The 24542-nt window shown below is 71.6% G+C and carries 25 protein-coding genes; 10 read left to right on the forward strand and 15 right to left on the reverse strand.

What is annotated here, in order from left to right:
• Positions 1-10: 10 nt before the first annotated feature.
• The 4 genes from BJ986_RS06560 to serS all read right to left on the reverse strand — a co-directional run bounded on the left by BJ986_RS06560 (position 11) and on the right by serS (position 4278).
• Positions 11-838, reverse strand: coding sequence for an RNA methyltransferase (locus BJ986_RS06560; protein ID WP_179421255.1), 828 nt, complete (start codon positions 836-838; stop codon positions 11-13).
• Positions 839-879: 41 nt separating this feature from the next.
• Positions 880-1692 carry an HAD family hydrolase gene (locus BJ986_RS06565; protein WP_179421256.1) on the reverse strand — a complete coding sequence of 271 codons (813 nt, stop codon included), beginning with the start codon at positions 1690-1692 and terminating at the stop codon, positions 880-882.
• Positions 1693-1701: 9 nt separating this feature from the next.
• Positions 1702-2913, reverse strand: coding sequence for an alpha-hydroxy acid oxidase (locus BJ986_RS06570; protein WP_179421257.1), 1212 nt, complete (start codon positions 2911-2913; stop codon positions 1702-1704).
• 102 nt (positions 2914-3015) lie between these two features.
• The gene (serS, locus tag BJ986_RS06575) at positions 3016-4278 is read right to left on the reverse strand and encodes a serine--tRNA ligase (RefSeq protein ID WP_179421258.1); all 1263 of its coding nucleotides are present in this window, start codon (positions 4276-4278) and stop codon (positions 3016-3018) included.
• Between the two features lie 126 nt (positions 4279-4404).
• Here serS and BJ986_RS06580 point away from each other — a divergent pair, with 126 nt between their 5' ends.
• Positions 4405-5043: a LysE family translocator gene (locus tag BJ986_RS06580; RefSeq protein WP_179421259.1), complete on the forward strand. Its 639-nt coding sequence runs from the start codon at positions 4405-4407 to the stop codon at positions 5041-5043.
• 15 nt (positions 5044-5058) lie between these two features.
• On the opposite strand, the gene BJ986_RS06585 is transcribed toward BJ986_RS06580, so the two are convergent.
• Positions 5059-5604, reverse strand: coding sequence for a DinB family protein (locus tag BJ986_RS06585; RefSeq protein WP_179421260.1), 546 nt, complete (start codon positions 5602-5604; stop codon positions 5059-5061).
• Positions 5605-5694: 90 nt separating this feature from the next.
• On the opposite strand from BJ986_RS06585, the gene BJ986_RS06590 reads away from it, so the two are divergent.
• The 3 genes from BJ986_RS06590 to zwf all read left to right on the forward strand — a co-directional run bounded on the left by BJ986_RS06590 (position 5695) and on the right by zwf (position 9498).
• Positions 5695-6807, forward strand: a complete 1113-nt coding sequence (locus tag BJ986_RS06590) for a diacylglycerol/lipid kinase family protein (protein WP_337794933.1) — start codon at positions 5695-5697, stop codon at positions 6805-6807.
• A complete protein-coding gene (locus tag BJ986_RS06595; protein ID WP_238338059.1) occupies positions 6807-7520 on the forward strand; it encodes a phosphatase PAP2 family protein in 714 nt (237 codons plus the stop codon). Before BJ986_RS06590 ends, BJ986_RS06595 begins: the two co-directional genes overlap by 1 nt.
• Positions 7521-8067: 547 nt before the next feature.
• Positions 8068-9498, forward strand: a complete 1431-nt coding sequence (gene zwf, locus BJ986_RS06600; protein WP_337795449.1) for a glucose-6-phosphate dehydrogenase — start codon at positions 8068-8070, stop codon at positions 9496-9498.
• 21 nt (positions 9499-9519) lie between these two features.
• Here zwf and pheA read toward each other — a convergent pair whose 3' ends face one another.
• Positions 9520-10506, reverse strand: coding sequence for a prephenate dehydratase (gene pheA / locus BJ986_RS06605; RefSeq protein ID WP_179421262.1), 987 nt, complete (start codon positions 10504-10506; stop codon positions 9520-9522).
• Entirely contained in the window at positions 10503-10931 is a 429-nt protein-coding gene (locus BJ986_RS06610) for a DUF4446 family protein (protein ID WP_337794934.1), read from the reverse strand. Before BJ986_RS06610 ends, pheA begins: the two co-directional genes overlap by 4 nt.
• 42 nt (positions 10932-10973) lie before the next feature.
• Between BJ986_RS06610 and BJ986_RS06615 the strand changes: the two genes are divergently transcribed.
• Positions 10974-11594, forward strand: a complete 621-nt coding sequence (locus BJ986_RS06615; protein ID WP_179421263.1) for a TMEM165/GDT1 family protein — start codon at positions 10974-10976, stop codon at positions 11592-11594.
• A 198-nt stretch (positions 11595-11792) separates the two neighbouring features.
• Here BJ986_RS06615 and BJ986_RS06620 read toward each other — a convergent pair whose 3' ends face one another.
• Entirely contained in the window at positions 11793-13109 is a 1317-nt protein-coding gene (locus BJ986_RS06620) for a glycosyltransferase 87 family protein (RefSeq protein WP_337794936.1), read from the reverse strand.
• Positions 13110-13150: 41 nt separating this feature from the next.
• On the opposite strand from BJ986_RS06620, the gene BJ986_RS06625 reads away from it, so the two are divergent.
• Positions 13151-15373, forward strand: a complete 2223-nt coding sequence (locus BJ986_RS06625) for a hypothetical protein (protein ID WP_337794937.1) — start codon at positions 13151-13153, stop codon at positions 15371-15373.
• Here the strand turns inward: BJ986_RS06625 and BJ986_RS06630 are convergent.
• The 5 genes from BJ986_RS06630 to BJ986_RS06650 form a co-directional block, all read right to left on the reverse strand.
• Positions 15312-16898 carry an MptA/MptB family glycosyltransferase gene (locus BJ986_RS06630; RefSeq protein ID WP_179421264.1) on the reverse strand — a complete coding sequence of 529 codons (1587 nt, stop codon included), beginning with the start codon at positions 16896-16898 and terminating at the stop codon, positions 15312-15314. The genes BJ986_RS06625 and BJ986_RS06630 overlap by 62 nt on opposite strands.
• 71 nt (positions 16899-16969) lie before the next feature.
• Complete coding sequence (locus BJ986_RS06635) at positions 16970-17710, reverse strand: glycosyltransferase (RefSeq protein WP_179421265.1); 741 nt, start codon at positions 17708-17710, stop codon at positions 16970-16972.
• A gap of 41 nt (positions 17711-17751) precedes the next feature.
• A complete protein-coding gene (locus BJ986_RS06640; protein ID WP_179421266.1) occupies positions 17752-18642 on the reverse strand; it encodes a DUF5926 family protein in 891 nt (296 codons plus the stop codon).
• A 35-nt stretch (positions 18643-18677) separates the two neighbouring features.
• A complete protein-coding gene (locus tag BJ986_RS06645) occupies positions 18678-19136 on the reverse strand; it encodes an ATP-binding protein (RefSeq protein ID WP_179423583.1) in 459 nt (152 codons plus the stop codon).
• A gap of 55 nt (positions 19137-19191) precedes the next feature.
• On the reverse strand, positions 19192-20028 hold the full coding sequence (locus tag BJ986_RS06650; RefSeq protein ID WP_337794940.1) for a glycerophosphodiester phosphodiesterase: 837 nt from the start codon (positions 20026-20028) through the stop codon (positions 19192-19194).
• A 196-nt stretch (positions 20029-20224) separates the two neighbouring features.
• On the opposite strand from BJ986_RS06650, the gene BJ986_RS06655 reads away from it, so the two are divergent.
• Both BJ986_RS06655 and BJ986_RS06660 read left to right on the forward strand, forming a co-directional pair.
• Complete coding sequence (locus BJ986_RS06655; protein ID WP_179421267.1) at positions 20225-20710, forward strand: RNA polymerase sigma factor; 486 nt, start codon at positions 20225-20227, stop codon at positions 20708-20710.
• The gene (locus BJ986_RS06660) at positions 20707-21297 is read left to right on the forward strand and encodes a methylated-DNA--[protein]-cysteine S-methyltransferase (protein ID WP_179421268.1); all 591 of its coding nucleotides are present in this window, start codon (positions 20707-20709) and stop codon (positions 21295-21297) included. Before BJ986_RS06655 ends, BJ986_RS06660 begins: the two co-directional genes overlap by 4 nt.
• A 32-nt stretch (positions 21298-21329) precedes the next feature.
• Here BJ986_RS06660 and BJ986_RS06665 read toward each other — a convergent pair whose 3' ends face one another.
• Positions 21330-21935: a DUF421 domain-containing protein gene (locus BJ986_RS06665; RefSeq protein WP_337794941.1), complete on the reverse strand. Its 606-nt coding sequence runs from the start codon at positions 21933-21935 to the stop codon at positions 21330-21332.
• 78 nt (positions 21936-22013) lie between these two features.
• Positions 22014-23225 (reverse strand): AAA family ATPase, encoded by a 1212-nt coding sequence (locus tag BJ986_RS06670; protein ID WP_179421269.1) that lies wholly within the window; start codon positions 23223-23225, stop codon positions 22014-22016.
• Positions 23226-23358: 133 nt separating this feature from the next.
• Here BJ986_RS06670 and BJ986_RS06675 point away from each other — a divergent pair, with 133 nt between their 5' ends.
• Together BJ986_RS06675 and BJ986_RS06680 are read left to right on the forward strand one after the other, a co-directional pair.
• A complete protein-coding gene (locus BJ986_RS06675; protein WP_179421270.1) occupies positions 23359-23694 on the forward strand; it encodes a PadR family transcriptional regulator in 336 nt (111 codons plus the stop codon).
• On the forward strand, positions 23694-24542 hold the full coding sequence (locus BJ986_RS06680; protein ID WP_179421271.1) for a hypothetical protein: 849 nt from the start codon (positions 23694-23696) through the stop codon (positions 24540-24542). The genes BJ986_RS06675 and BJ986_RS06680 overlap by 1 nt, the downstream gene beginning before the upstream one ends.

Consider the following 24542-nt stretch of genomic DNA (forward strand, 5'->3'; position numbering starts at 1 on the left):
ACGGGTGCGCTCAGTGGGATGAAGGCCGCGCCGCGGTGCCGCGCTGCCGGACCGCCTCGTAGATCACGATGGCCGCGGAGGTCGCGACGTTGAGCGAGTTCGCCTTTCCCACCATGGGGATCCGCACCTTGTGCGCGGCGTGGTCGAGCACCTCGTCGGTCAGTCCGTACTTCTCGGCGCCGACCGCGATGGCCACCGGACCGGTGTAGTCGACCTCGGTGTGCAGCACGTCCGTGTCCGGCGTCGTGGCCACCAGGGCGATGCCCCGGGCGTCCAGCCAGGCGAGGGTGTCCGCCGTGGAGTCGCTGGCCACCGGCACGCTGAAGACGGTGCCCTTCGAGGCCCGCACGAGGTTGGGGTTGCCCCAGTCGGTCACCGGGTCGGCGGCGACGACCGCCTCCGCGCCCGCGGCGTCGGCCGTGCGCAGCATGGCTCCGAGGTTGCCGGGCTTCTCGACTCCCTGGCACAGGACGGTCAGCGCGGTGGGCCCGACGACCAGGTCGGCGCACCGGCGCACGACGGAGGGGACCACGGCGAGGAAGCCGTCCGGCCCCTCGCGGTAGGCCGCCCGCTCGAAGGCCGTCCGCGACACCTGGACGGTCTCCACCCCCTGGCGTCGCATCTCGTCGACGACGCGGACCTGGCTGGTCGGGTCGAGCATCAGCTCGGGGCAGAAGTAGAGCGCCTCGGGCCGCACGCCGGCGCCGAGGGCGAGCGACAGCTCCTCGTAGCCCTCGATGAGCGTCTGGGCCGTCTCCTCGCGCGTCCGGCGTCGTCGAAGGGCCGCGAGTGACTTCAGGCGCGGGTTCGACGGCGAGGTGATGATCAGGTCAGCCATGGCGATCTCAGTCTGTCAGGTCCGCCGGGCCGCGCCCGCGGCTACACCAACGAGCGCAGGACGGGCACCAGCCCGTCCTCGTCGACGTCGAGGGTGACCTCGTCGGCGATCGCCTTCACCTCGTCGGGGGCGTTGCCCATGGCCACTCCCCGCGCGGCCCAGTGCAGCATCTCGATGTCGTTGCGCTGGTCGCCGATGGCCACGGTGTGCCGGGGATCGACTTCCAGCCGTCGGCGCAGGATCTCCAGCGCGGAGCCCTTGGAGACCCCCTCGGGGTTGAGGTCGAGCCACGCGCTGAACCCGACGGCGTAGTTGACCCCGTGCAGGCCGATGCGTTCGGTGAGGGCCAGGAAGTCCTCGGCGGTGCCCCCGGGCGCGCGGAAGGTCACGCGCGTCACGGGTTCGGCGACGAGCTCCTCCCATTCCACGACCCGCAGCTCGCCCTGGAGCTCTCCGTCCGGGAAGGGCGCGCTCAGCTTGAACCCCACCCCGAGCTCCTCGACCGCGACAACCGCCCCGGGCCACTCGTGGCGCAGCAGGTTCAGGGCGGGCGCAGGGTCGAAGGTGACCGCCTCGATGATGCGGAACCCGTTGTCCGCCAACGGATCCAGCTCGATGGTGACCGCACCGTTGGAGCACACGGCATACCCGGTCTCGATCCCGAGCTCGTCGAGGATCGTCGTCGTGGCCACGATCGAGCGCCCGGTGGCGACGATGACGTGGTGACCGGCCGCCACCACCGCGTGCACCGCCTCGCGCACAGCGGGTGACAGCTCGCCGGCGTGGTTGATGGTGGTGCCGTCGACATCGAGCGCGACGAGATGGGGAACGCTCACCCGGTGGGCCTCGGTCATGCGGGCAGCCTACGGAAGGCGGACGTGCTGCGGCCCGAGGTCCGAGATCCGGCGGGCCCCCAGCAGGGCCATGGTGCGTCGCACCTCGGTGGCCAGGATCTGCGCGGCACGCTCGACTCCCGCCTCGCCACCGGCCATCAGCCCGTAGAGGTAGGCGCGACCCACCAGGACACTGCTCGCGCCGAGGGCCATCGCGGCGACGACGTCCGAGCCCGACATGACGCCGGTGTCGACCATGACCTCCGGCCCGTCACCCAGGGCGGCCCGCACGTCTGGGAGCAGTCGCACCGGCACCGGCGCCTTGTCGAGCTGGCGACCGCCGTGGTTCGAGAGGATGATCGCGTCGGCGCCGGCCTCGAACATCCTGCGGGCGTCGTCGACGGTCTGGATGCCCTTGACGATGAGGGGGCCATCCCAGGTCGACCGCACCCAGTCGAGGTCCTTGATCGTCATCGTGGGGTCGAAGAGTGCGTTCATCATCTCGGCCACCGTGCCGTCCCAGCGGTCCAGGCTGGCGAACCGCAGGGGCTCCGTGGTGAGGAAGTTGATCCACCAGCTCGGGTGCATGGCGCCGTCGAGGACCGTCCTGGCCGACAGGGCCGGAGGGATGGTGAAGCCGTTGCGGACGTCGCGCAGCCGTACCCCGGCGACCGGGACGTCGACGGTGAGCACGAGCGCCTCGAAGCCCGCGGCCCGGGCCCGCGCCATCAGGTCCTCCGCCGGGGCGTGGTCGCGCCAGACATAGAGCTGGAACCACTTGCGGGCGCTGGGCGATGCCTGCGCCACGCCCTCGACGTCGGTCGTCCCCAGCGTGGACAGCGCGTAGGGGATGCCGACCCGCTCCGCCACGCGGACGACGGCACGTTCTCCCTCGTGCTGCATCATCCGGGTGAAGCCGGTCGGTCCGAAGGTGAACGGCAGTGCGGACGGCGTGCCCAGCACCGTGGTCGTCGTGTCGATGTCGCCGACGTCGCGCAGCACCGACGGCTGGAAGGTCAGGTCGCGGAACGTCGCCCTGGCCCGCTGCAGGCTGAGCTCGGCCTCGGCCGCACCGTCGGTGTAGTCGAACACCGAGCGCGGCGTGCGTCGTCGCGCCACCTGCCGCAGGTCCGCGATGGTGAGGGCGGACGCGAGCCGCCGCTTCCTGGCGCTGAGCTCGACCGGGCTGGGGCGCAGCAAGGGCTTGAGCTCTGACCACTTGGGCAGCTGGCGATCGCTCATGCCACCGACGCTACCCGCGGCGGCGCGAAACGGCAGTTGCGTCGGCTTCCGCCCAGGAACTGCTGGGCGGGAGTGGACGCAACTGCCGTATTGCGTGGGCCGTCAGACCGGCTTGAGGACCTCGAGGCCGAGGAACGGCTGCAGCGCCTTGGGGACCACGACCGAGCCGTCGGCCTGCTGGTGGTTCTCGAGGATGGCGACCATCCACCGGGTCGTCGCGAGCGTGCCGTTGAGGGTGGCCACCGCGCGGGTGCCCTGCCCGTTCGGGTCGCGCTCGCGGGTACCCAGCCGTCGCGCCTGGTAGGTCGTGCAGTTCGAGGTGGAGGTCAGCTCGCGGTAGCGGCCCTGGGTCGGCACCCACGCCTCGCAGTCGAACTTGCGCGCCGCCGGTCCACCGAGGTCGCCGGCCGCCGTGTCGATGACGCGATAGGGCACCTCGATCTTGGCGAGCATCTCCTTCTCCCAGCCCAGCAGTCGCTGGTGCTCGGCTGCCGCGTCCTCGACGCGGCAGTAGGTGAACATCTCGACCTTGTGGAACTGGTGCACGCGGATGATCCCGCGGGTGTCCTTGCCGTGCGACCCGGCCTCGCGGCGGTAGCACGCCGACCACCCGGCATACCGCTTCGGTCCGGCGGACAGGTCGAGGATCTCGTCGGCGTGGTACCCGGCGAGCGCCACCTCGGAGGTGCCGGTGAGGTAGAGGTCGTCGGCCTCGAGCCGGTAGACCTCGTCACCGTGCTTGTCGATGAACCCGGCACCGGCCATCACGTCGGCCTTGACCAACGTCGGCGTGATCATCGGGGTGAAGCCGTGCTCGACGGCCTGGGCGATCCCCATGGTGAGGAGCGCCAGCTCGAGCCGGGCGCCCACCCCCGTCAGGAAGTAGAACCGCGACCCGCTGACCTTGGCGCCACGCTCCATGTCGATGGCCGCGAGCGACTCGCCCAGCGCGAGGTGGTCCCGGGGCTCGAAGTCGAAGGTCGGGATCGTCCCGACCTCCTCGAGCACCGCGTAGTCGTCCTCGCCGCCGACGGGGACCCCGTCCTCGACGATGTTGCCGATCTGCCGGATCAGCCCGTCGAGCTCGACCTGCGCGGCGTCGGCGTCGGTCTGCAGCTGCTTGACTCGCGCGGCGAGCTCCTTGGTCTGCGCGAGCAGGGCCTGCTTCTCCTCGCCGCTGGCCTGGGCGACCTGCTTGCCCATCGACTTCTGCTGGGCGCGGAGCTGCTCGAACTCGGTGAGGGACGAGCGGTGCCGCTGCTCTGCCGCCAGGATCGAGTCGACGATGCCCTCGTCCTCACCGCGGGCGCGCTGGCTGGCGCGGACGCGGTCGGGGTCCTCACGCAGGAGCTTGATGTCGATCACCGGGCAAGACTACCGAGGGCCCGAGACCCCCGAGGACGCTGCTATGCCGTGCCCCTGAGGGTGGGGCACGGCATAGCAAGGCGAATCACGTTGCCCCGCGAGCATCGGGGCACGATCCTTGCGGGTATGCCGTCCACACCCACCCTCGCGTCGTTCGCCCTGGCGGCGACCGCCCTCATCCTGCTGCCCGGGCCCGCGATGCTGTTCCTCATCTCGCGGGGCATCGGGCAGGGCAGCCGGCGGCTGGCTGTCGCGTCGATGGCCGGCATCGAGACGGCGACCGCGGTCATGGTGGTCGCCACGGCGTTCGGGCTGTCGGCCGTCATCAGCTCGTCGGTGGTCGTCTTCGCGGTCGTGAAGTACGCCGGAGCGGCATACCTGGTGTGGCTCGCCATCCGCGAGTTCCGCAGCAAGGGTCATTTCACCCTGGACCGCGCCCCGGTCACGAACTCGCGACGAGCCTTCGTGGACGCGTTCCTGGTGGGCATCTCCAACCCGAAGACGGCGGTCTTCTTCGTCGCCTTCTTCCCGCAGTTCCTGCACCCGGAGTCCGGTCCGATCTGGTCGCAGGTGCTCGTCCTCGGGGCGATCTTCGTGGTGATCGGGGCGGTCTTCGACAGCGTCTACGCCCTCAGTGCCGGCTCGATCGGCCAGTGGCTGGCACGTCACCCCCGGGCGGTCGAGCGGCAGAAGTACGTCTCTGGCGGCATCTTCCTCGCCATGGGCGGGGCCGCGGCGCTCACCGGCCGCCCACACCGGGCCTGACGAGCTCCGCCGCGTTCAGGCGCCCACGTCGACCAGGTGGTGGGCGAGGTCGTGCAGGAAGTACTGCCCGAGGGTCTGCACCGTGAACTCGGACCCGTCGCTGCGCAGGCCGGTCCGGTCCCAGGCGTCGTCAGGCACCGCCGCGAAGGCGGCAGCGACAGCGGCAGCGGCCTCCTGGACCTCGGCGCCGACGACGGCGGGGTCCTGCTCGCCGTAGCGCTCGGCCACTGCAGTCTCGTCCTGGTCCCAGTTCGCGAACTGTGGCCCGTCCTGGTCCAGCATGAGCTCGACCCGACCCTTGAAGACCCGGCACACGTCCCGCACGTGGCAGGCGTACTCCAGCGGAGACCACACGGTGGGCGAAGGCCGCTGCGTGGCGGCCGGTCGCTCGAGCACGACGGGCCATGCCGCGGTCGAGGCCAGGGCCAGTCGCGCGATGTCAGCCCTGGCCACGGACGCCGCGTCGAACCCGCATTCCGGACAGGGGCGTGACAGGGTCCACGTCCAGTCCTTGGTGTCGGGGACGATCCGGTCGCTGGCACCCGCGGGGAGATCACCCATGTCGACCACCGTAGAGCCCCGCTGACCTGTACCGATAGCAGTACGGACAGCAGTACCGGTGGCACGCCAACCGTGGGGTAGCGTCGGCCCGTGCTTCGCGAACACTCCGGCTGGATCGCCCTCGCGGCGATCGTCCTCGTCATCCTGCTTGCCCTCGGCATCGCCGGGTGGGCGGGGATGCGCGGACCGGGAGCCGGTGGTGTCCACCGTGGCCGCCGGTGGGGGCGCCGCCCGCACCGCAACGACTTCCGTCCGGAGGGCACCGTGTCCGACTCGCCGACCCGTCGCGCAGCCGTCATCGTCAACCCCACGAAGTTCGACGACGTGGCCGCGGTGCGCAAGAAGATCACCGAGCAGTCGATCAACCAGGGCTGGGCCGAGCCGCTGTTCATCCTCACCACCGAGCGCGATCCGGGCACCGGGCAGGCCAAGCAGGCACTGGCCGAAGGCGTCGACCTGATCTGCCCCCTCGGCGGAGACGGCACCGTCCGCGCCGTGGCCGAGGCGATGGTCGGCAGCGAGACCCCGATGGGGCTGCTGCCCGGCGGCACGGGAAACCTCCTGGCCCGCAACCTCGACCTGCCCGTCGACGACCTCGGCGACGCGCTGCGGATCGCCCTCACCGGGCAGAACAAGCGGGTCGACGTCGGACGGATGACCGTCGATCCTTCCGGCGAGGACCAAGCGCCGGACACCCACGTCTTCCTCGTCATGGCCGGCCTGGGGTTCGACGCCGAGATCATGGCCAACGCCCCGGAGAAGCTGAAGGCGAAGGTGGGACCGGCCGCCTACGTCGTCTCAGGAACCCGCAACCTGCGCGGCCCCCAGTTCAAGGTGCGGGTGAAGGTCGAGGACCAGGAGGAGTTCATCCGCCGGGCTCGGACGGTCGTGATCGGCAACTGCGGCAAGCTGCTGGGCGGCCTGGTGCTGATGCCCGAGGCAGAGCTCGACGACGGCCAGCTCGACATGGTCATCCTGTCTCCCAAGGGCGTCGTGGGGTGGGCTGCCGTCGCCGCCCGGATCGCGTCCAAGCGGCGCAAGGGCCACCACATCGTCGACCACCACACCAGCCGGTCGATCCAGATCCGTGCCGATCGTCCGCAGGAGGTGCAGATCGACGGCGAGGTGCTCGGCAAGGCCCGCGCCATCTCCGCGGAAGCCGTGCCGGGCGCCCTGGTGGTCCGGGTGGGCTCGGTCGACTGATGGCCACCACGACGTCACCGGTCCGGGTGTCGCGCCTCGCGCGGCTGGGCCGCGGCGTCGCAGCCATGGTCGCCTTCGCGGTGCCCTTCGTCCTCCTCGGGTATGCCGTGCGTCAGAAGTTCGACCCGCTCATCCACCTCGACAACGCCATCGGCGAGCACGCCACCGACTTCACCCGGTCGATCTCCGCGGGAAGTGCCCTGATCGTGCTCGAGGCGGTGAGCCAGCCGTGGGTGCTCTACATCCTGGCGACTCTCGTCTGCCTGTGGGCCTGGCTCGCCAAGGGACTGCTCAGCCGGGCGCTGTGGGCGTTCGTCACCATGATGATCGGCTGGAACCTCGCTCTGGACGCCAAGCTGCTGGTGCAGCGAGCTCGACCGGTCATCGACGACCCGATCTCCCACGCCCCCGGATACTCGTTCCCCTCGGGTCACGCCTCGAACGCCGCGATCGTCGCCACCGCCCTCGTCTTCCTGCTGTGGCCGCTGCTCTCGCCCGCGTCACGGCGGGTGGCCACCACGGTCGCCGTGGTCTTCGCGCTGGCCGTCGGCCTCGACCGCATCTTCCTCGGGGTGCACTTCGCGTCCGACGTCGTGGCCGGGTGGATCCTCGGAGTGGGCATCACGTTCTCCTCCTGGCTGGGGTTCATCGGCAGGACCCCCGGGACGCACTCAGGTGAGACGGGCTCACGGGGGCCGTCGCACCCTGCCTGACTCGCTCCTCCACCCGGTCGCGGACGAAACGGTGGTAGACCCACGCCAGCACCACGCAGACGGAGAGACCGACCAGCCAGCCATCGGCCCACCAGAGGCACAGCGCACCGGCCGTCCAGGACGCGAGCACCGCGACGAAGTCGATGACGCTCATGACCGCGACCCTGCCCTCCCGAGCAGCGGTCGCCGGATCCTCCGTCGTCCCCGTCGTTCCCGTCGTCCCCGTCGTCCCCCGGACCTCTGACCAACCGCGCATGTTCCCCCCCGGGTGCTTCCTCGCCCCGCAGGTCGGGGTGAGGAGCTGATGTGGACGCGTCCCAAGCATCTGGATGCATGTCCATGCAAACCTTAACAGACGTGACTATGTTGCTATTGCTTGATGGTCATTTCTGAGCCCGGGGCGACTTCGTGGGTGGGGCGCGCCATTGGACAACCACGTGCGCCGGCCCGGCTGCGGTGGAAGTATCGGAAGGTGCCCGAGCAGACCGCGCCCCGCGCCCAGACGATCTCGTATCCCGCTGCTGAAGCACGCAGCTCGCGAGGGGCCGTGGAGAAGGCCGATCCCCACGTCATCGTGCTGTTCGGAGCCACGGGAGACCTGGCACGCCGCAAGCTGCTGCCGGGCATGGCACACCTGGCGACGTCCGAGCTCGCACCGGCGATCCGGGTCGTGGGCACCTCACTCGAGGAGATGAGCGACGAGCAGTTCCGCGAGTTCGCGCGCAAGGCTGTCGAGGAGTTCGGTACCCACCCGCTCACGGACGAGCAGTGGGACAGCTTCGACGACTTCCTCGTCTACGTCCCGCAGTCCGCCGGCCCCGAACCCCTGGCCGCGGCGGTCAGGAAGGCCGAGGAGGCCCTGGGGCCGGAGGCGCAACGGCTGCACTACCTGTCGGTGCCACCCAAGGCTGCCGTCGCGGTGATCCAGATGCTGCGGGACGCCGACCTCGTGGCCCGCTCACGCGTGGTGATGGAGAAGCCCTTCGGCACCGACCTCGCGAGCGCGATCGCCCTCAACAACACCGTGCACGAGACGTTCGACGAGAGCCAGATCTTCCGGATCGACCACTTCCTCGGAAAGGAGGCGGCACAGAACATCCTCGCCTTCCGGTTCGCGAACGGGCTGTTCGAGCCGATCTGGAACCGCAACTTCATCGACCACATCCAGATCGACATCCCCGAGACCCTGGGGCTGGACGAGCGAGCCAACTTCTACGAAGCCACCGGCGCCTACAAGGACATGGTCGTCACCCATCTGTTCCAGGTGCTGGCGTTCGTCGCCATGGAACCGCCGACCGCCCTGGAGCCGCGAGCCATCTCGGAGGAGAAGAACAAGGTCTTCCGGTCACTGCTGCCCATCGACCCCTCGAACGTCGTGCGAGGCCAGTTCGCGGGGTACACCGGGCTCAACGGCGTCGCCTCCGACTCCGACACCGAGACGTTCATCGCGCTCAAGGCCGGGATCGACAACTGGCGGTGGGCCGGTGTGCCGTTCTACCTGCGCACCGGCAAGAAGATGGCCGAGGGCGCGCGCATCATCTCGATCGCCTTCAAGGAGGCGCCGCGGTCGATGTTCCCGTCCAACTCGGGGGTGGGTTCGGCCGGTCCGGACCACCTGACCTTCGACCTGGCCGACGAGTCCAAGGTGTCGCTGTCGTTCTACGGCAAGCGCCCGGGGCCCGGCATGCGGCTGGAGAAGCTGTCGATGCAGTTCTCGACCCGCGAGACGGAACGAGCCGGCGACGTCCTCGAGGCCTACGAGCGGCTCATCCTCGACGCCATGCGCGGCGACCACACGCTCTTCACGACGGCCGAGGGCATCGAGTCGCTGTGGGAGCGGTCGCAGCCCCTGCTGGACGACCCGCCCGAGGCCAAGCCCTATCCGGTCGGCAGCTGGGGTCCCAACGCGATCCACCAGCTGATCGCCCCCCATGCCTGGCGGCTGCCCTTCGAGCGCGTCTGGCGCGAGAAGAAGTAACCGCTGTCAGGCGCAGCGGGGTCAGGCGCCGCGCAGGGACCGCAGCCAGGCGCGGGCCTCCCCGAACGCGGCGTCGCTCGTGTGGGGCGTCACCCGGACGGCAGTGCCGTGCGCGGCCGGGTAGCTGCCGAGGAACCGCACGTCGGCGCAGACCCGCTTGAGGCCGAGCAGCGCCTCCCCGACCCGCTCGTCGAGCACATGGCCCTCGATGTCGATGGAGAAGCAGTAGTCGCCCATCGACGACTTGGTCGGCCGGGACTCCAGCCGCGACATGTTGATGCCGCGCACCGCGAACTGCTCCAACAGCTCGAGCAGCCCACCGGCGTGGTCGTCGCGCTGGAACAGCACGAGCGTGGTCTTGTCGGCACCGGTGCGCTCGGGGAGCTGACCCGGTCGGGCGACCGACACGAACCGGGTCACGGCTGAGGCGTTGTCACCGATGTCCTGCGCCAGCACCTGGAGGTCGTGGTTGGCCGCGGCGATCGGCGCACAGACCGCCGCCTGGTATGCCGCCTGCTCAGCGTCGCCGCCCACCAGGCCGGCCGCGGCGGCCGCTGTCGACAACGTCGGGACGTAGACCGCGTCGGGCAGGGTGGCACCCATCCAGCCGCGGACCTGGGCCCACGCGTGGCTGTGGGTGCCGACGGCGCGGACCTGGTCGAGCGTCATACCCGCGGGGGCGGCGAGCACGAACGTGATGGGGACGAGGACCTCGCCCACCACCACGAGCGGGTCACCGCTGGCCAACGCGTCGAGGGTGGCGCTGACGCCCCCCTCGACGGAGTTCTCGATCGGCACCATGGCCGCGTCGATGTCACCGGCGCGCAGCGCGCCCAGGGCGGCCTCGACCGAGGGGAGGGCGACGTGTTCCTGGCCGGCCGCCGGCCCCCAGGCATTCAGCGCCATCTGCGTGAAGGTGCCAGCCGGCCCGAAGTAGCCGTGCCTGGTCACCCGGGGGGATGCAGGGGCGGGCGATGGGGTGGTCGCAGGGGTGGTCACGATGGTCATGCTCCTTGGGATCCGGTGCGGGCGGCCGCGAGGGCCTGCTGCTCCTCAGGGGTCAGGGTCGCGTCCGAGCCACCGCCGACGATGCCCTTGGCGTACGTGCGCGACTCGCCGCGAGCGTGGATCGAGGAGAACACCAGCCCGTCCCCCCGGTCGTCGATGATGGCGGCGCTGAACGAGAGCCGGCCCCCCATGTCGCCAAAGGCGTCGTAGCGGACCACCGCCACGTGCCGTAGCGCCTGCGCGAGGTCGGCCCGCAGGGCCGCGAGGTCACCGCTACCCACGGGACGCTGGCCCTCGAGCGCGCGCAGCTGCGCCCGGACCCTGCCCACGCGCACCACGGCGACCACCACGGCCACCAGGGCGAGGACCACTGCCACGACGGCGGCCGCGAGGGCTGCGGTGGCGAGGGTCTGGGGATCGGACACCCCGTCAGCGTATTGGGGGGTCGCGGATACAGTCGACGCGATATGGATTTCGACCTCGCCACCGTGGCCATCGTGTTCGGCTCGATCTTCCTGGTCGAGCTGCCTGACAAGACCTTCATCGCGACGCTCGTGCTCGCGACCCGGTTCCGGCCGCTGTACGTCTGGATCGGGGTGTCCCTGGCGTTCCTCGTCCAGACGGCGGTCGCGGTCACCGTCGGCGGGCTGCTGGCGCAGCTGCCCAAGCGACCGGTGGAGATCTTCGCCGCAGCGATGTTCCTGGCCGGCGGCGTCATCCTGCTCCGGGGAGCGGACAAGGCCGACGAGGAGGAAGCCGAGACCGAGGAGGAGTTCGCCCACAAGGGCGCCGCGACCGCGGTCGGCCTCAAGGCGATCGGGGTGTCCTTCGGGGTGCTCTTCCTTGCCGAGTGGGGCGACCTGTCGCAGCTGCTGACCGCCTCGATGGTGTTGCAGTTCAAGCAACCCGTGTCGGTCTTCATCGGGGCGTTCCTCGCCCTCGCGGCGGTGTCCGGCCTGGCCGCCGTCCTCGGGCGGGCCCTGCTCGCCAAGGTGAAGCTGGCCACGATCAGGCGGGTCGGCGGTGGCGTCTGCCTCCTGCTGGCGGCCCTGACGGTGCTCCAGATCTTCGGCGTCATCCGGATCTGACACGACGGGGTCGTCGTCGACGGCCAGGATGGTCGGCTTGGCCACGCGTCACTCCGTCCCCGGTCACCGGTCCGGCGCTGCGCCCGGGCGGCGGTCCAATGCTCGGAGGCTACCGGCACCCGCGCGCCGTGCGCCACGGACGAAGCCTTCGACGCGAGCCGCGCGCCAAGGACGCAAGCCGTGGGGCATGGACGCGCGTCAGGCGACGACGTCGACCGCAGCTGTCTCCTCGGTATGCCGGGTGCCGGGCGTGCGGTGCAGGGCCCACCACAGCAGGGCGAGCGCGAGCAGTGACCCGAAGGTGTCGGCATTCTGCAGGACCCGGCCGAACCAGCGCGGCCGGTCGGGGTGGTCCAGCCAGGTGATGCCCCACCACGGCAGCCGGCACAGGAAGAAGCCGGTCACCACCCCGGCGGCCACCAGGCGGCGCCGGTCGCGCAGCGGGTCCGCGCCCAGCACCGCGAAGATGACGACGACCATCCAGTGCAGGTGGTGGATCCAGGCCACCGGGGACAGCAGCACGGCCATCAGCCCGACGGCCGCGACCTCGCTGATCGAGTCGCCCGTGAGGTAGGCGCGCCGCGCGAGCTGGAAACCGATGAACCCCACCACGGCCACGAGGACCAGCCACAGCACGTCGCCCGGCAGGCCGCTCGGCCCCAGCCGCAGCAGGAACCCTCGGATGCTCTGGTTGGACGTGCCGGCGTTGGGGCCGAGGCGAGCGGGGTCCTGGAGAGCGCCTCCCCAGAACGCGAACGAGGCCTCGGGCAGCAGCACCCACGACCCGATGGTCACCACCGCGGCGGTAGCCACGGCGGTGATCGCCTCCTTCCACCGCCGGTTCACGAGGTAGTGGACGACGAAGACACCCGGCGTCAGCTTGATCGACATCGCCAGGCCGACCAGCACCCCCGGCGGGACGCGGCGCAGCAGCCCGGGCCGCGGTGTGCGCAGGTCCATGAGGCAGGCCAGCACCATGAAGGCGTTCACCTGCCCGAAGCGGATCCCGTCCGACACCGGGTGCAGCCACAGCATCGGCACGGTCAGCAGGGCCATCGTGACGGGTGCCAAGGGGCCGGTGCGGTGGATGAGGCGCCACCCGGCATACCAGACGATCGCGGCTGTGGCCGCGATCTGGGCCCCCGTCCACAGCCAGCCGATGGCACCGAAGGGCAGCAAGGCCAACGGAATCGCGATCACCGCCGCGAACGGCGGATACGTGAAGGGCAGCAGCTGGGGGGACTCGGTCATCGCCGAGTAGATCGGTCGCCCGGTGAGGATCGAGACGCCCGCCTCGCGGTAGACCTCGACGTCCACCTGCCACTGGTCCAGCGGCCAGAAGACGAGGTAGCGCAGCACCGGGATGGACGCGCCGGCGAGGATGACCACGACGGCCAGGGCCCAGCGCCTCGTCGGCGACCAGCCCGCCACCCACGAGGCCAGCCAGCGACCCAGCGTCTGGAACCGGTGGCCGCGACCTCGGGTCGTGGCTGCGGTCGGGGTCGCGGTGGTCACGCCCCCATTCTGTCGTGCGGCGTGACCCGTAGCCTGTACGGGTGACCCGCCGCGCCCGACTCTGCCTCGCCGGCCTGTTCTCGTCCCTCCTCGTGACCCTGCTCTCCGTGCTGCTGCCCGGCGCGACGGCCGTTGCCGCCGGCGAGACGACCGGCACCACCGGCGGGACCATCGGCGCGAGCACCGGGGGGAGCAACCCGATCATCCTCATCGGCACGGGTGGCCTCACCTGGAGCGACGTGAGCCCGAAGGACACCCCGGCGCTCTGGTCGTTCCTGCGCGACGGGTCGACGGCGGCCCTGTCGGTGCGGTCGGTCTTCCCCAACACCTGCCCCGTGGACGGGTGGCTCAGCCTGTCCGCCGGCAACCGCGCGGCCGCGCCCGGCAAGGCCCAGGACGGCAGCCGCGCGAACACCGACCCCTGTCCGCCCATCCCCGAGGTGAGCAGCGGCGTCGTGCCCGGCTGGAACACGTACGTCAAGGCCGCCAGGGATCTCAAGTTCGACTCCACCCTCGGCACCCTCGGCGAACAGCTCGCCTCCAACCGGCAGTGCGTGCAGGCCGTGGGGCCGGGGGCCGGGGTGGGCGCCGCCTACCTGTCCGGGGCCGTGCCCAGGTATGCCGCGTTCGACCCCCAGCAGCTCACCGGACTGCTCTCGCGGTGCCGGGTCACCCTCGTCGACGTGGGCTCGCTGCGCGACCCCAGGGACCTGCCCACCGGTGAGGTGCCCACCCAGCCCGGCACCCGCCAGGCGCAGGCCATTGCCATCGACCGGCGGATCGGCGCGGTCCTGGCCGCCGCACCGAGTGGCTCCGACCTCGTCGTCGCGAGCCTGTCCGACGCGGGAGCGAGCGAACGCCTGCGACTGGTGGCAGCCAAGGGACCGCGGTTCGGGTCCGGCACCCTCTACTCGCCCTCCACCCGTCAGGACGGGCTGGTCCAGTCACCAGACCTGACCGTCACCGCCCTGAACGCTGCCGGCGTGCCGATCCCCAGCACCCTCGGCGGGTTCCCCCTGCGCAGGGGGACGGCGGGAGCCAACTCGGAGGCGGCGGCCCAGGACCGGCTCATGCACCTCCTGGACTTCGACCAGGCCAGCCACGAGGTCCACCCGCTCGTGCCGCCGTTCTTCAACGCCGTCGTGCTGGCGCAGATCGCGATCTACCTCTTGGCGGCCATCGTCTGGCGTCGTGACTTCGGTTCGATCGAGCAGCGGCTGCGGCTGCTGAGCATCACCCGTCGGGTGGCCGTGGTCGCCGCGGCCATCCCGGCCTCCACGTTCCTGGCCAACCTGATCCCGTGGTGGCGCTTCCCCATCCCGATGCTGGCGGCCGTCCTCAGCGTGGGGCTGTTCGTCGCCGTCATCTCCGCGATCGCGCTGCTCGGACCGTGGGCCCGCCGCCTCACCGGACCCATGGTCGTGGTCGCGCTCGCCACCATGGTGGTCCTGGGCGGCGACGTGATGCTCGGCTCACACCTGCAGATCTCCTCGCTGATGGGACTGCAACCCGTCGTCGGCGGCCGCTTCTACGGCATGGGCAACGTGACGTTCGCGCTGTTCGCCACGGCCGCCCTGCTCCTGTGCATCGCGGTGTCCAACCACTACGTCCGCCAGGGCAACCCCCGCGCAGGGGCCGCTGCGGCCCTGGCCATCGGGCTGGTGGCCGTCGTCGTCGACGGCTACCCCGGGTGGGGCGCTGACGGTGGCGGCCCACCGGCCCTGCTGCCCGGCCTGGTCTACCTCGTGCTCGCGATCCTGGGGATCAAGATGACGTGGCGCCGTGGCGCCCTCGTGGCGGCCGGGACGGTCGCCCTGTTCCTGCTGGTCGGCTTCCTCGACTCCCTGCGAGGACCCGAGAACCAGTCCCACCTGGGGCGCTTCTTCCGGTCGATCTTCACCGGCGGGGCGGGCGACATCATCGTGCGCAAGCTCCAGCAGAACCTCGACGTCCTCTTCGGCAACTACCCCCTGGCGCTGCTGGTCCCCATCGCGCTGGTGTTCGTCATCGTCATCCTGGCCCGGCCGACGTCGTGGGGGTCGCGGTCCCTGCAACGCTCGTACGAAGCGTGCCCGACGCTGCGCCCCGGTCTGATCGCCCTGCTCATCACGCTGACCATCGGCTTCGCGATCAACGACTCCGGGGTGGCGATCCCGGCCAACGGCGCGATCATCGCGATCCCGCTGATCATCGCCGTCAGCGTCAGGGCGCTGGAGGACGAGGCTCGGGAGTCGGCGACCACACGCGCCTCGCGGCGAGGGTGAGCCAGGCCCAGACCAGCAGCACGGCATACGGCACGGGGGTGCGACGCACCCAGAGCGTGGCGCGCTCGACGGTCGGCGTCATGCCCACGACGCGTCCGGGCACGTAGGCGAACGCCATCGCGACCAGGCGCACCAGCAGGATCCCGTCCAGGACGCTGGCCGCCAACACGGGCAGGGTCGCCCACGTGAGCAGGTCGTACCAGGGCAGCGAGTAGGGCGCCGCGACCGTGTAGGCCGTGCTCAGCACCAGCGCCCACCTCACCGCCACCCCGGTCGACGTGGCCGGCGCGAGGTGTCGGGTCAGCCGGGCGAAGACGACGACGAAGCCCACGACCGCCACGACGGCCAGCACCGTGACCACGGTGCGCGCCGTGCCGGACGCGAGCGGGCCGCTCAGGGCTTCGTAGAGCAGGCGCCACGGCGTCGCGAGGGAGATCGACCGGCGGGCGCGGTTCAGCTGGTCGAAGACGTGCGGGCCGGCCCACAGGTGCAGGGGGATGACGAGGACGAGGGCAGCCGACGCGAACGCAATGGCCCGGGTGACGAACCCCGCCCGCTCGTGGACCCACCAGCCGAGCAGCACCGCGAGCGCCACCACTCCGTAGGTGATCTTGCAGGACACGGCGAGGCCGGCGAACGCCCCGGCCGCCACAGGCCGACGCACCGCCAGCACCAGCGCCGCCATGGCCAGCGCCGCGGCGACGAGGTCGACGTGCGCACCGAGCACCCCGATCCCGAAGACGACCGGGTTGAGCGTCCACAGCGTGTCGACGCGTCGCGGGGTCGCGCCCGCGCGCAGCAGCAGGAACCGCACTGCCAGCCAGGCCAGCACGACCAGGACCTGCCAGCACCAGACGGTCTCGCGCAGGTTGGCCCCTGCCACGTGCGAGGTGAGCCCCTGCAGCAGGGTGGCCACCGGACCGTAGATGCTCACCGTGCCGGTCCACGGCGGTTCGACCGCCGAGGTCACCGGGTCGAGGGCCGACCACGCGTTCGGCGGGGTGAGGTAGGGGTCGCCCCCGAGAGCGGCGATCCGTCCGTAGGCCGCGTAGTTGGTGTGGTCGGCGGACCCGAAGGGAGCAGTCAGCAGGGCCAACAGACCCAGTCCGAGCGGCCGCCCCCACCCGCCCGCCGTCGCCCCGCCACGTCTCCAGGCAAAAGGGGACTCAGCGCCGCCTCCTCCTGCGAAGGGTGAGTTGGCGCCGGGCACCAGCCTGCGCCGCGCCCGGGCGGCCACCGCGCCGAGCATTCCGGCCCCCGACACGACGGAGGGCTCGCCGCGCAGCCGCGCGCCCACCCCCAGGGCGCCGATCGCGTAGGCCGCCCACAGCAGACCGGTCACGAGGGCCGGGCCAGGTGACCACGGGAGGTCTCCCGGGGCCAAGCCGCGCGGGCCCAGCGGGGGTTTCGCGGCGCTGGGTCCAGCCAGCCCGACCAGCAGCAGCAGCGCGAACGACAGGGTCAGCGCGGGTGTCGCGACCCGGCCCCACCGGGACGTCGAGGCCCCACCCGCCGTCATCATCATGGGGTCATCATCGTGGCGTCATCGTGGCGTCATCGTGGCGTCATCGTGGCGTGGTGGTCATCATCGCGCCGTCAGCGCAGCCCGCGCCGCACCCGGCGGCGCGCCAGGGCGAGAGCCACGTCGCGGTACTGCCTGGCCCGGTGCACCTGGCCGCGCCAGTCCGCCCCGCTGACCCGGTGGTGCAGCTCGCACGGCACCTCCTCGACGCGCAGGCCGGCCAGCAGGACGTCGATGGTCAGGCCGACCTCCACGCCCCAGCCGCGCGCGAGCGGGCTGGCGGCCTCGAACGCCTGGCGCGAGACGCACCGCATCCCGGACAGCGGCTGCTGGGGGATGAAACCGGTGAGGTCCTCGATCCCCCTGCGGGCGAGCCGCACCACGAAGCCGTGGCCGCCCCCCGCCGTCTTCTGCGGCGGGAGCGTCGCGATCGTCATGTCCGCGCGACCCTCGAGGACGGCCGGCACCAGCACTGCGACGTTGGCGGCGCTGTCCTCCAGATCGGCGTCGACGAAGAGCAGCGGTCGTCGGCCCGGCGAGCTCCCCACACGTCCCTCGACCCCCTCGTGCCGTGCGACGTACCCGGCACCCGTGGTCATCGCCGCCGCCTTGCCCCGGTTGCGGGCGTGGCGCACCACCTCGGCGCCGGCCGCCCGTGCGATCTCGGCCGTGCCGTCCGTGCTGCCGTCGTCGACGACCACCACCAGGTCCACCCCCGGTATGCCGCGCACGGCACCGACCGTCGCGGCGATCCGGTCCGCCTCGTCCTTGGCGGGGATCACCGCGGCCACGGTCGGGGGCAGGGGCTCCGTCATGTCAGCGAGGTCATGTCAGCGGGTCATGTCAGCGAGCCACGTCAGCGCAGCGTCACCTGGCGGCTGAGCAGCCCGGACCGGGCCCGACGCTCCTGCGCGGTGAGGGGCGAGTCGTCCGCCGCGGCCGCGGCATACCTGGTCATGAACTCGGCCAGCGGCGCCTCGTAGTCGTCCGCTGCCTTGTCGGACTCCAGGTCCCAGACGGGCACGAGCAGGCCCCCGGCGCGGAAGGCGCCCAGCAGGCGGGTCGGCTCACCGAGCCCGCTCTCGCCCGCCGCGTGCAGGCGGGCGAGCGCGTCGGTGGCGACGTCCTCGTCCTCGGGGAGCACGAGGCGGATGTGGGTCCGCTCGCCGATCCGGCACCAGTAGGCCGATGCCGCTGCGCTCATCTTGACGGTCGGGATGACGGACTCGTTGGCGCGGTCGAGCGAGGCCTTGGCCTCGTCGTCGAGCTCGCTGTCACCGACCCAGAAGTCGAAGCCCTCGTGGACCGTCACCTCGAACGGCGCAGAGGTGTCGAGCAGGTCCTGGAGCCGGGGGGTGTCCGCCGTCGCGGCGGGGGTGCTGGTGATGGGCATTCCCTGCTCGGCGCTGGCGGCCGCCAGCAGCGAGGTTGCCAGGTCGCGGGACGCGTCGCCGGAGATGGATCCCGACTGGGTGCCGACGAAGACCGCACCATCGGCTCGGTGCAGCCCCGGCCACGCGAGCGGCAGGACCGTCGCGATGGTCACCTCGCTGGGTGCTCCCTGCGGGGCCTGACCCTTGGCGAACGTGACGGTCGCCGTGGCTGCCGGGAGGATCTCGCGCAGGGCGACCCAGTCGGTCTCGCCGGGCAGACCCTGGAACGGCCGCGCGACGAACGGCGCCGGGTCGACGCGCGGGGAGACGGAGCCGTGGTCTGCGCCCTTGCGACGCCGTGATGCCTTGCCCATGGCGCAAACCCTAGTGGTGACGGTCCCCGTGCGGCTCAGTGGCTGCGACGCCGCGAGGGGCCGCCGAGCGAGGCCCACACCGTCGACCCGTTGCGGTCCTCGGTCACCCCCCACTCGTGGGCGAGGCTGCGCACGATGCGCAGCCCGCGGCCCGAGGGCGCCCAGATGGTGCGGGGGGCCGGACGGGGGGTGCTTTCGCTGCCGCCGTCGGTGACCTCGACCTCGACGACGCCACCCTTGACCTTCCAGTGCACCCGCAGGTTGCCGTCGGCCAGGGGACGGGCGTGCCGGATGGCGTTGGAGACCAGCTCGGACACCACGATCTCGGCCTCGTCGACGACCGCGGCGGAGACGTCGCGCGCCTCGAGGTCGTCCACGAGGGCCTTGCGGATCTGGGCCACCGAGGTGGCCCGCCACGGGACGCGGACGGTCCGGGACGCGTCGCGGCTCCGTCCCGCCGACGACGGCTCTGAGCGGTGGGGGCGTTCCCCCATCGGTGCTGCTGCCATGCCCTTGCCCATGTCCGATCGTTGCGAGTTCGCTCGGAGACTACCCACTGACCTGCACAGCGTCGAGGACCGCGCGCGGACGGTTGCTGATGATCGCGTCGACCCCCAGCTCCAGACAGAGGGCGATATCGGCCGTCTCGTCGACCGTCCAGGCATAGACCTCGTGCCCGTGGCGGTGCTGTCGAGCCACCGTCTGGGGGTAGCGGCGCAGGATCTCGATGTCGATCCCGACCGTGTGGACACCCTTGGGCAGGGACCCGTCGCGGAACCGGAACGGCACCGAGTCCTCGATGAGGTAGACCGCCGGGACGTCGGGGCAGAGCTGGCGCATCCGCTGGACCGCGAGCTGGGAGAACGACATCACGCGCACCCAGTGCTGGCCGGGACGTCGCGGGCCGTCGAGGTCGAACTCGGCGAGCACCCGGGCCAGCTGGCGCTCCACCAGGCCGGCGTACCGGGTCGGGTGCTTGGTCTCGATGGCCAGCCCGATCGGGCGCTCGGACTCCAGGACGGTCGCCAGCAGCGTGCGGAGAGTGAGCAACCGGTTGCGGTCGCGGTCGGGGACCTCGACGTCGCCGGGGTGGTCCTTCTTCCACGAACCCCAGTCGAGGCCCTCGAGCTCCGCGAGCTCGAGGGTCGAGACGATGCCGCGTCCGTTGGAGGTGCGGTTGACGCGGCGGTCGTGGACGCAGACGAGGTGGGAGTCAGCGGTGAGCCGCACATCGCACTCCAGGGCATCCGCACCCTCCTCGATGGCCCGCACGTAGGCCCGAAGGGTGTGCTCCGGTTCAGCGATGCTGGAGCCACGATGGGCGATCACCAGCGGGATGTGGCCCACTGCGCCGTGGGAGGGCGCGGGGACGACGTCGTCGAGCACCCGACCATGCTTCCACACGACGTCCGCTCCCACCCAGCGCCACCCAGGGCGCCGCGCCACTCAACCGCACAGGCCCCCAGCGCCACCCGAGGACGGCGCGCCGATGCGGCACGATGGCTGCGGGCCACCCGGCATACGCCAGCGGGCCCGGCATGGCGCGAAACAGGACTCACACGACGGGGAGGTGCGGCGTTCCATGGGTGTGAAGCTGCCCGCCTTCCAGACCCTCGTCGACGCGCACTGGCGCGACGTCGCACGCCTGGCCCATGCCCTCGCCGGTCCCGTCGACGGTGACGATGTCGCCCAGCAGGCGTGGACCCAGGCCCTTGCGGCGTACCCCTCGCTGCGCTCGGCACAGAACCTGCGCGGCTGGCTGCTGACCATCACGCACCGGTGTGCCATGGACGTGCACCGGGGACGGGCTCGCCGCGCCGTGCCCCACGACGACCCCGCCTCCCTCTCGACGCACCCCCAGGCCGCGCCTGCGGACGCCGACCTGCCCGACGGACCCCTGTGGGCCGTCGTGGCGGCGCTGCCACCGCGGCAGCGTGAGGCCGTCGTCCTCAAGTACGTCGCCGACCTCGACCACCCCACCATCGCCGGCGTGCTGGGCACCTCGCCCGCCATGAGCCGGCGCCTCGTGAGCGACGCGCTCGCGACCCTGCGTAAGGACGTGCCATGACCGAACCCACTGCCCGCCTCTCGGCCTTTCGGCCGACCGAGGGCGCCCTGCACCCGCCGGTGCTTGCGCCGAGCGATGTCTCCTACGTCGTCGAGGACACCGCCATCGGCCGGATGCTGTTGGCCCGCAACGACTCTGGCGCCCTGGTCGCCTCGGCGTTCGTGGCCACGAGCGAGGACGAGGACCACGTCCTCGCCCGGCTCAGCGAGCGGGTCTCACCTCGAGTGCTGCGCCAGCCCCGCGAGCTGGACGACGCGCGCACCCAGCTCGACGACTTCCTCGCGGGACGGACGCGGGAGTTCACGCTGCGCACCGACCTGGCCCTCGCGTCCGACTTCCAGCGGACCGTACTGCCCCGCCTCGCGGCGACGGTCCACTACGGCGACCGGGCCACCTATGGCGAGCTGGCCGCCAGCATGGCCCGGCCCAAGGCCGCTCGCGCGGTCGGCGCCGCACTTGGTGCCAACCCGCTGTGCGTGGTGCTCCCGTGCCACCGCGTCGTGGCCTCGAGCGGTGCGCTGACCGGGTATGCCGGTGGCCTGGCGGCCAAGCGCTACCTCCTCGAGCTGGAGGCCAGCCACCGGTGACGTCGGGTTGCCCTGAGGTCAGGCTGGGACCGTCAGGAGCCGGCCCCGGCCTGGCCGTGCTCCTCGAGCCGCGCCATGAGGGCGTCGACGGCACGGCGCAGGTCACCGATCGTGGCGGCGCGCGACTCGGGGCGCAGCTCCACCGTGATCGAACCACCCGGTTCGAGAGCCACCCGCTGCACCTCGCTCAGGGAGTCCGCACCCTGTTTCTGGATCGCGTTGTTGAGCTCCTCTGGGCTCATGCCCACGTGGGCCAGGGCACGGTGGTCGAGCACGCCGTCCTTGACCACCTCGGTGGGCCGTCCGTCGAGCAGCTCGGCGACCCGGGGGCTGTGCAGTGACCAGCGGTCGAGGCCCGCGTTGACGAGGACGAGGACAGCCGCACCCAGCAGACCGCCCACCAGGGAGTTGTCGTTGCCGATGATGGCGTTCTGGACGACGTTGGACAGCAGGAGCACGACGACGAGGTCCTGCGAGTTCATCTGTGCCATCAGGCGTTTGCCCGCGATCCTGATGATCAGCAGGATGCCGAGGTAGACCGCGATGGTCCGGATGATCTTCTCGGCCGGGGGGATGTCCAGGTGGAAGAGGTCGTCGACGACCCCCTGCGGCGCTGCGGCGACGAGCTGAACGAACACAGGGGCTCCTCAGGGTGGGTGGCTCAGGGCTCGAACCTAGCTCCCTGCGGGCTTGCGCGCGGGGAACGCGGCTGGTGCTCAGGGGGCGGAGCGTAGATAGCGCCCGAAGTGGGGCACCGTGAACGCGATCCGGCCACGCTCCCCGGAGTAGATCAGGCCCTTCTTGAGCAGGGCATCCCGCGCGGGGGAAAGGGACTGGGGCTTTCGGTCGAGCACAGCAGCGACCGCCGACGTCGGCACCGACTCGGTCTCGTCGACCTCCTCGCCGGCCTCGGCCAGCGACATCGCCGCGTCCGCCATGGCTCGCAGGTACTCGCGTTCGGCCGGCGTGGCCCGTTCGAACCGGGACCCGAAGAAGCCTACGGCCAGCTCGGCCTCGGCCTCCGGCGCGGCGACGGTGATGTCCTCGGCCGTGATCGGCGAGCGCGGGGCGACGTCCCACGCGACCTTGCCGTAGGCCTGGACGAAGTACGGGTAGCCGGCGGTCGCGGCATACATCGCGTCCAGAGCCTCCGGGGTGAACTCCGCCTCCTCGTCGGCTGCCGGGGCAACGAGTGCCCGGTCGGCCGCGGCGCGGTCGAGCCGGTCGATGCGTTGGTAGCGGAAGAGTCGCTCGGAGTATGACTTCGACGCGGAGAGGACAGCCGGGAGGTGCGGCAGCCCCGCCCCCACGACGATGACCGGCAGGCCCGACTGCGAGATCTCGTGACACGCGGCGCAGATCGCGGAGACGTCATCGGCCGACAGGTCCTGCATCTCGTCGATGAAGATGGCGACGCCCCGGCCCACGTCTGCCGCCAGGCCGCCCACATCCGTCAGGAGCTCGACGAGGTCGATCTCGATGTCGCCGGAGTCCGCGCGGCCGGTCGTGGCGGGCGCGTCGATGCCGGGGTTCCACTTCTCGCGGAGCTTCGCGCCAGGGGCGGCATCGCGCTGGGCGAAAGCCTTGATGACCCCGAGGACGTGGTCCACCTGGTCGCCCGCGGGGTGTCCGAGCTCGCGGACCGCCACGTGCAGCGCCGCGGACAACGGTCGGCGCAGGCCCTGGTCGGGGCGGGCCTCGAGCTTGCCGGTGCCCCAGCTCGCGCGGACGCCGGCGGACCGCAGGGCGTTGAGGAGCACCGTCTTGCCGACCCCGCGCAAGCCCGTGAGCACGATGGACCGCTCGGGTCGGCCGCGGGCGATGCGCTCGAGCACGACGTCGAAGGCCTGCAGCTGCTCGTCGCGACCGGCGAGCTCGGGAGGCCGCTGGCCGGCGCCGGGGGCGTAGGGGTTGCGTATCGGATCCACGATCGCAGCGTATGGCTGTTTCTAGCGTTTACCTGAGATTTCCGCATACGGCGCGATCGTGTCGCGGCCGGGATAGGCCGGATAGTTCGTTCGAGTCATGGTCGGGCTGGCTCGACATAGGTAGATTTAAGCGATGCGGAGAAACCGGCCCTTGTCACCGCAGGCCTGTCGCCTGCTGGGCGCCTTTGCCGCCGAGCCCTCCCAGTGGCGTCACGGCTACGACCTGATGACGGAGGTCGGCGTGTCCTCGGGCTCGCTCTACCCCATCCTCGCCCGGCTGGCCGACCGCGGGCTCCTGGAGTCCTCCTGGGACACCCCGACCGAGGGTCGCCCGCCGCGGCACCTCTACCGACTCACGACCCCCGGACAGCAGGAGGCAGCCCGGTTGGCCACCGTCGCGCTCAGTGCCGCGAGGTCGGCAAGCGCTGTCCGGCCTCGACCGACCGCCCGCGCCGCCGGAGGTGCGTGATGCGCCCCGACGGTGCCGCGCGGGTGCTCGGCATCCTGCGACGCCTGGTCGCACCGGGCAGGCGCGAGTGGGGCGATGCGATGTGGGGAGAGCTGGCGAACGTCCGGGGGCGCCGCGCCCGGTGGCGGTTCACACTGGGCTGCCTGGTCGCGGTGCTGATGACACCGGCCGCCGTCCGCGACCCGGGTCGGCACCTGCTCAGGCTCCTCGCACTGGGGGTCGGTGGTGCTGGAGCCCTGGTCGCGATCGCGTTCCTCCGGTATCCCGGACTCCTCACCGGGGTCGGGACGGGGCTGGCGGTGCTGGCGTTCCTGGGAGTCCTCGTGGTCTACCTGGTCGTCGCCAGGCTGGCGACCAACGCCGCGCCCGACGGTGCCGCCGCACGAGTCGCCCTGCTCTGCACCGCCGTCATCGTCGGCTGCTGGGTGCTGGTGGAGACCGCCACTGTGCTCCCCACCGCGGTCCACGCCGGGCTGCTCGGTGCTGCCGGGATCGCCCTCACCCCGCTGGTCGCCGGCTTCCTCAGCGGTCGCCGCGCGCCCTCGCGGGCCACGGCGCCAGCCGGTGCGGTGCTCACCAGCCTCGCGGCCGGGATCGTGCTCTTCGTCGTGTGGGTCGGGGAGACGGTCGCGACCGGCGGCCAGCCGTACGACCCCGGCCAGCTCCGCGACTTCCGGAGCAGTGGCGCCCGGGACCTCGCGACCTACGCCGTGAGCGACAACCTCGGCGCGTCGATGGTCCTGCTCATCCTCGTGCCGCTGGTCTCGGCGTGCCTGGGCATCCTCGGCGCGGTGGCCGGCAGGGCGATCTGGCAGCGGTCGACCAGGCAGGCAGAGCCAGTCGGCTGA

The organism is Pedococcus badiiscoriae (assembly GCF_013408925.1).
GTDB lineage: Bacteria > Actinomycetota > Actinomycetes > Actinomycetales > Dermatophilaceae > Pedococcus > Pedococcus badiiscoriae.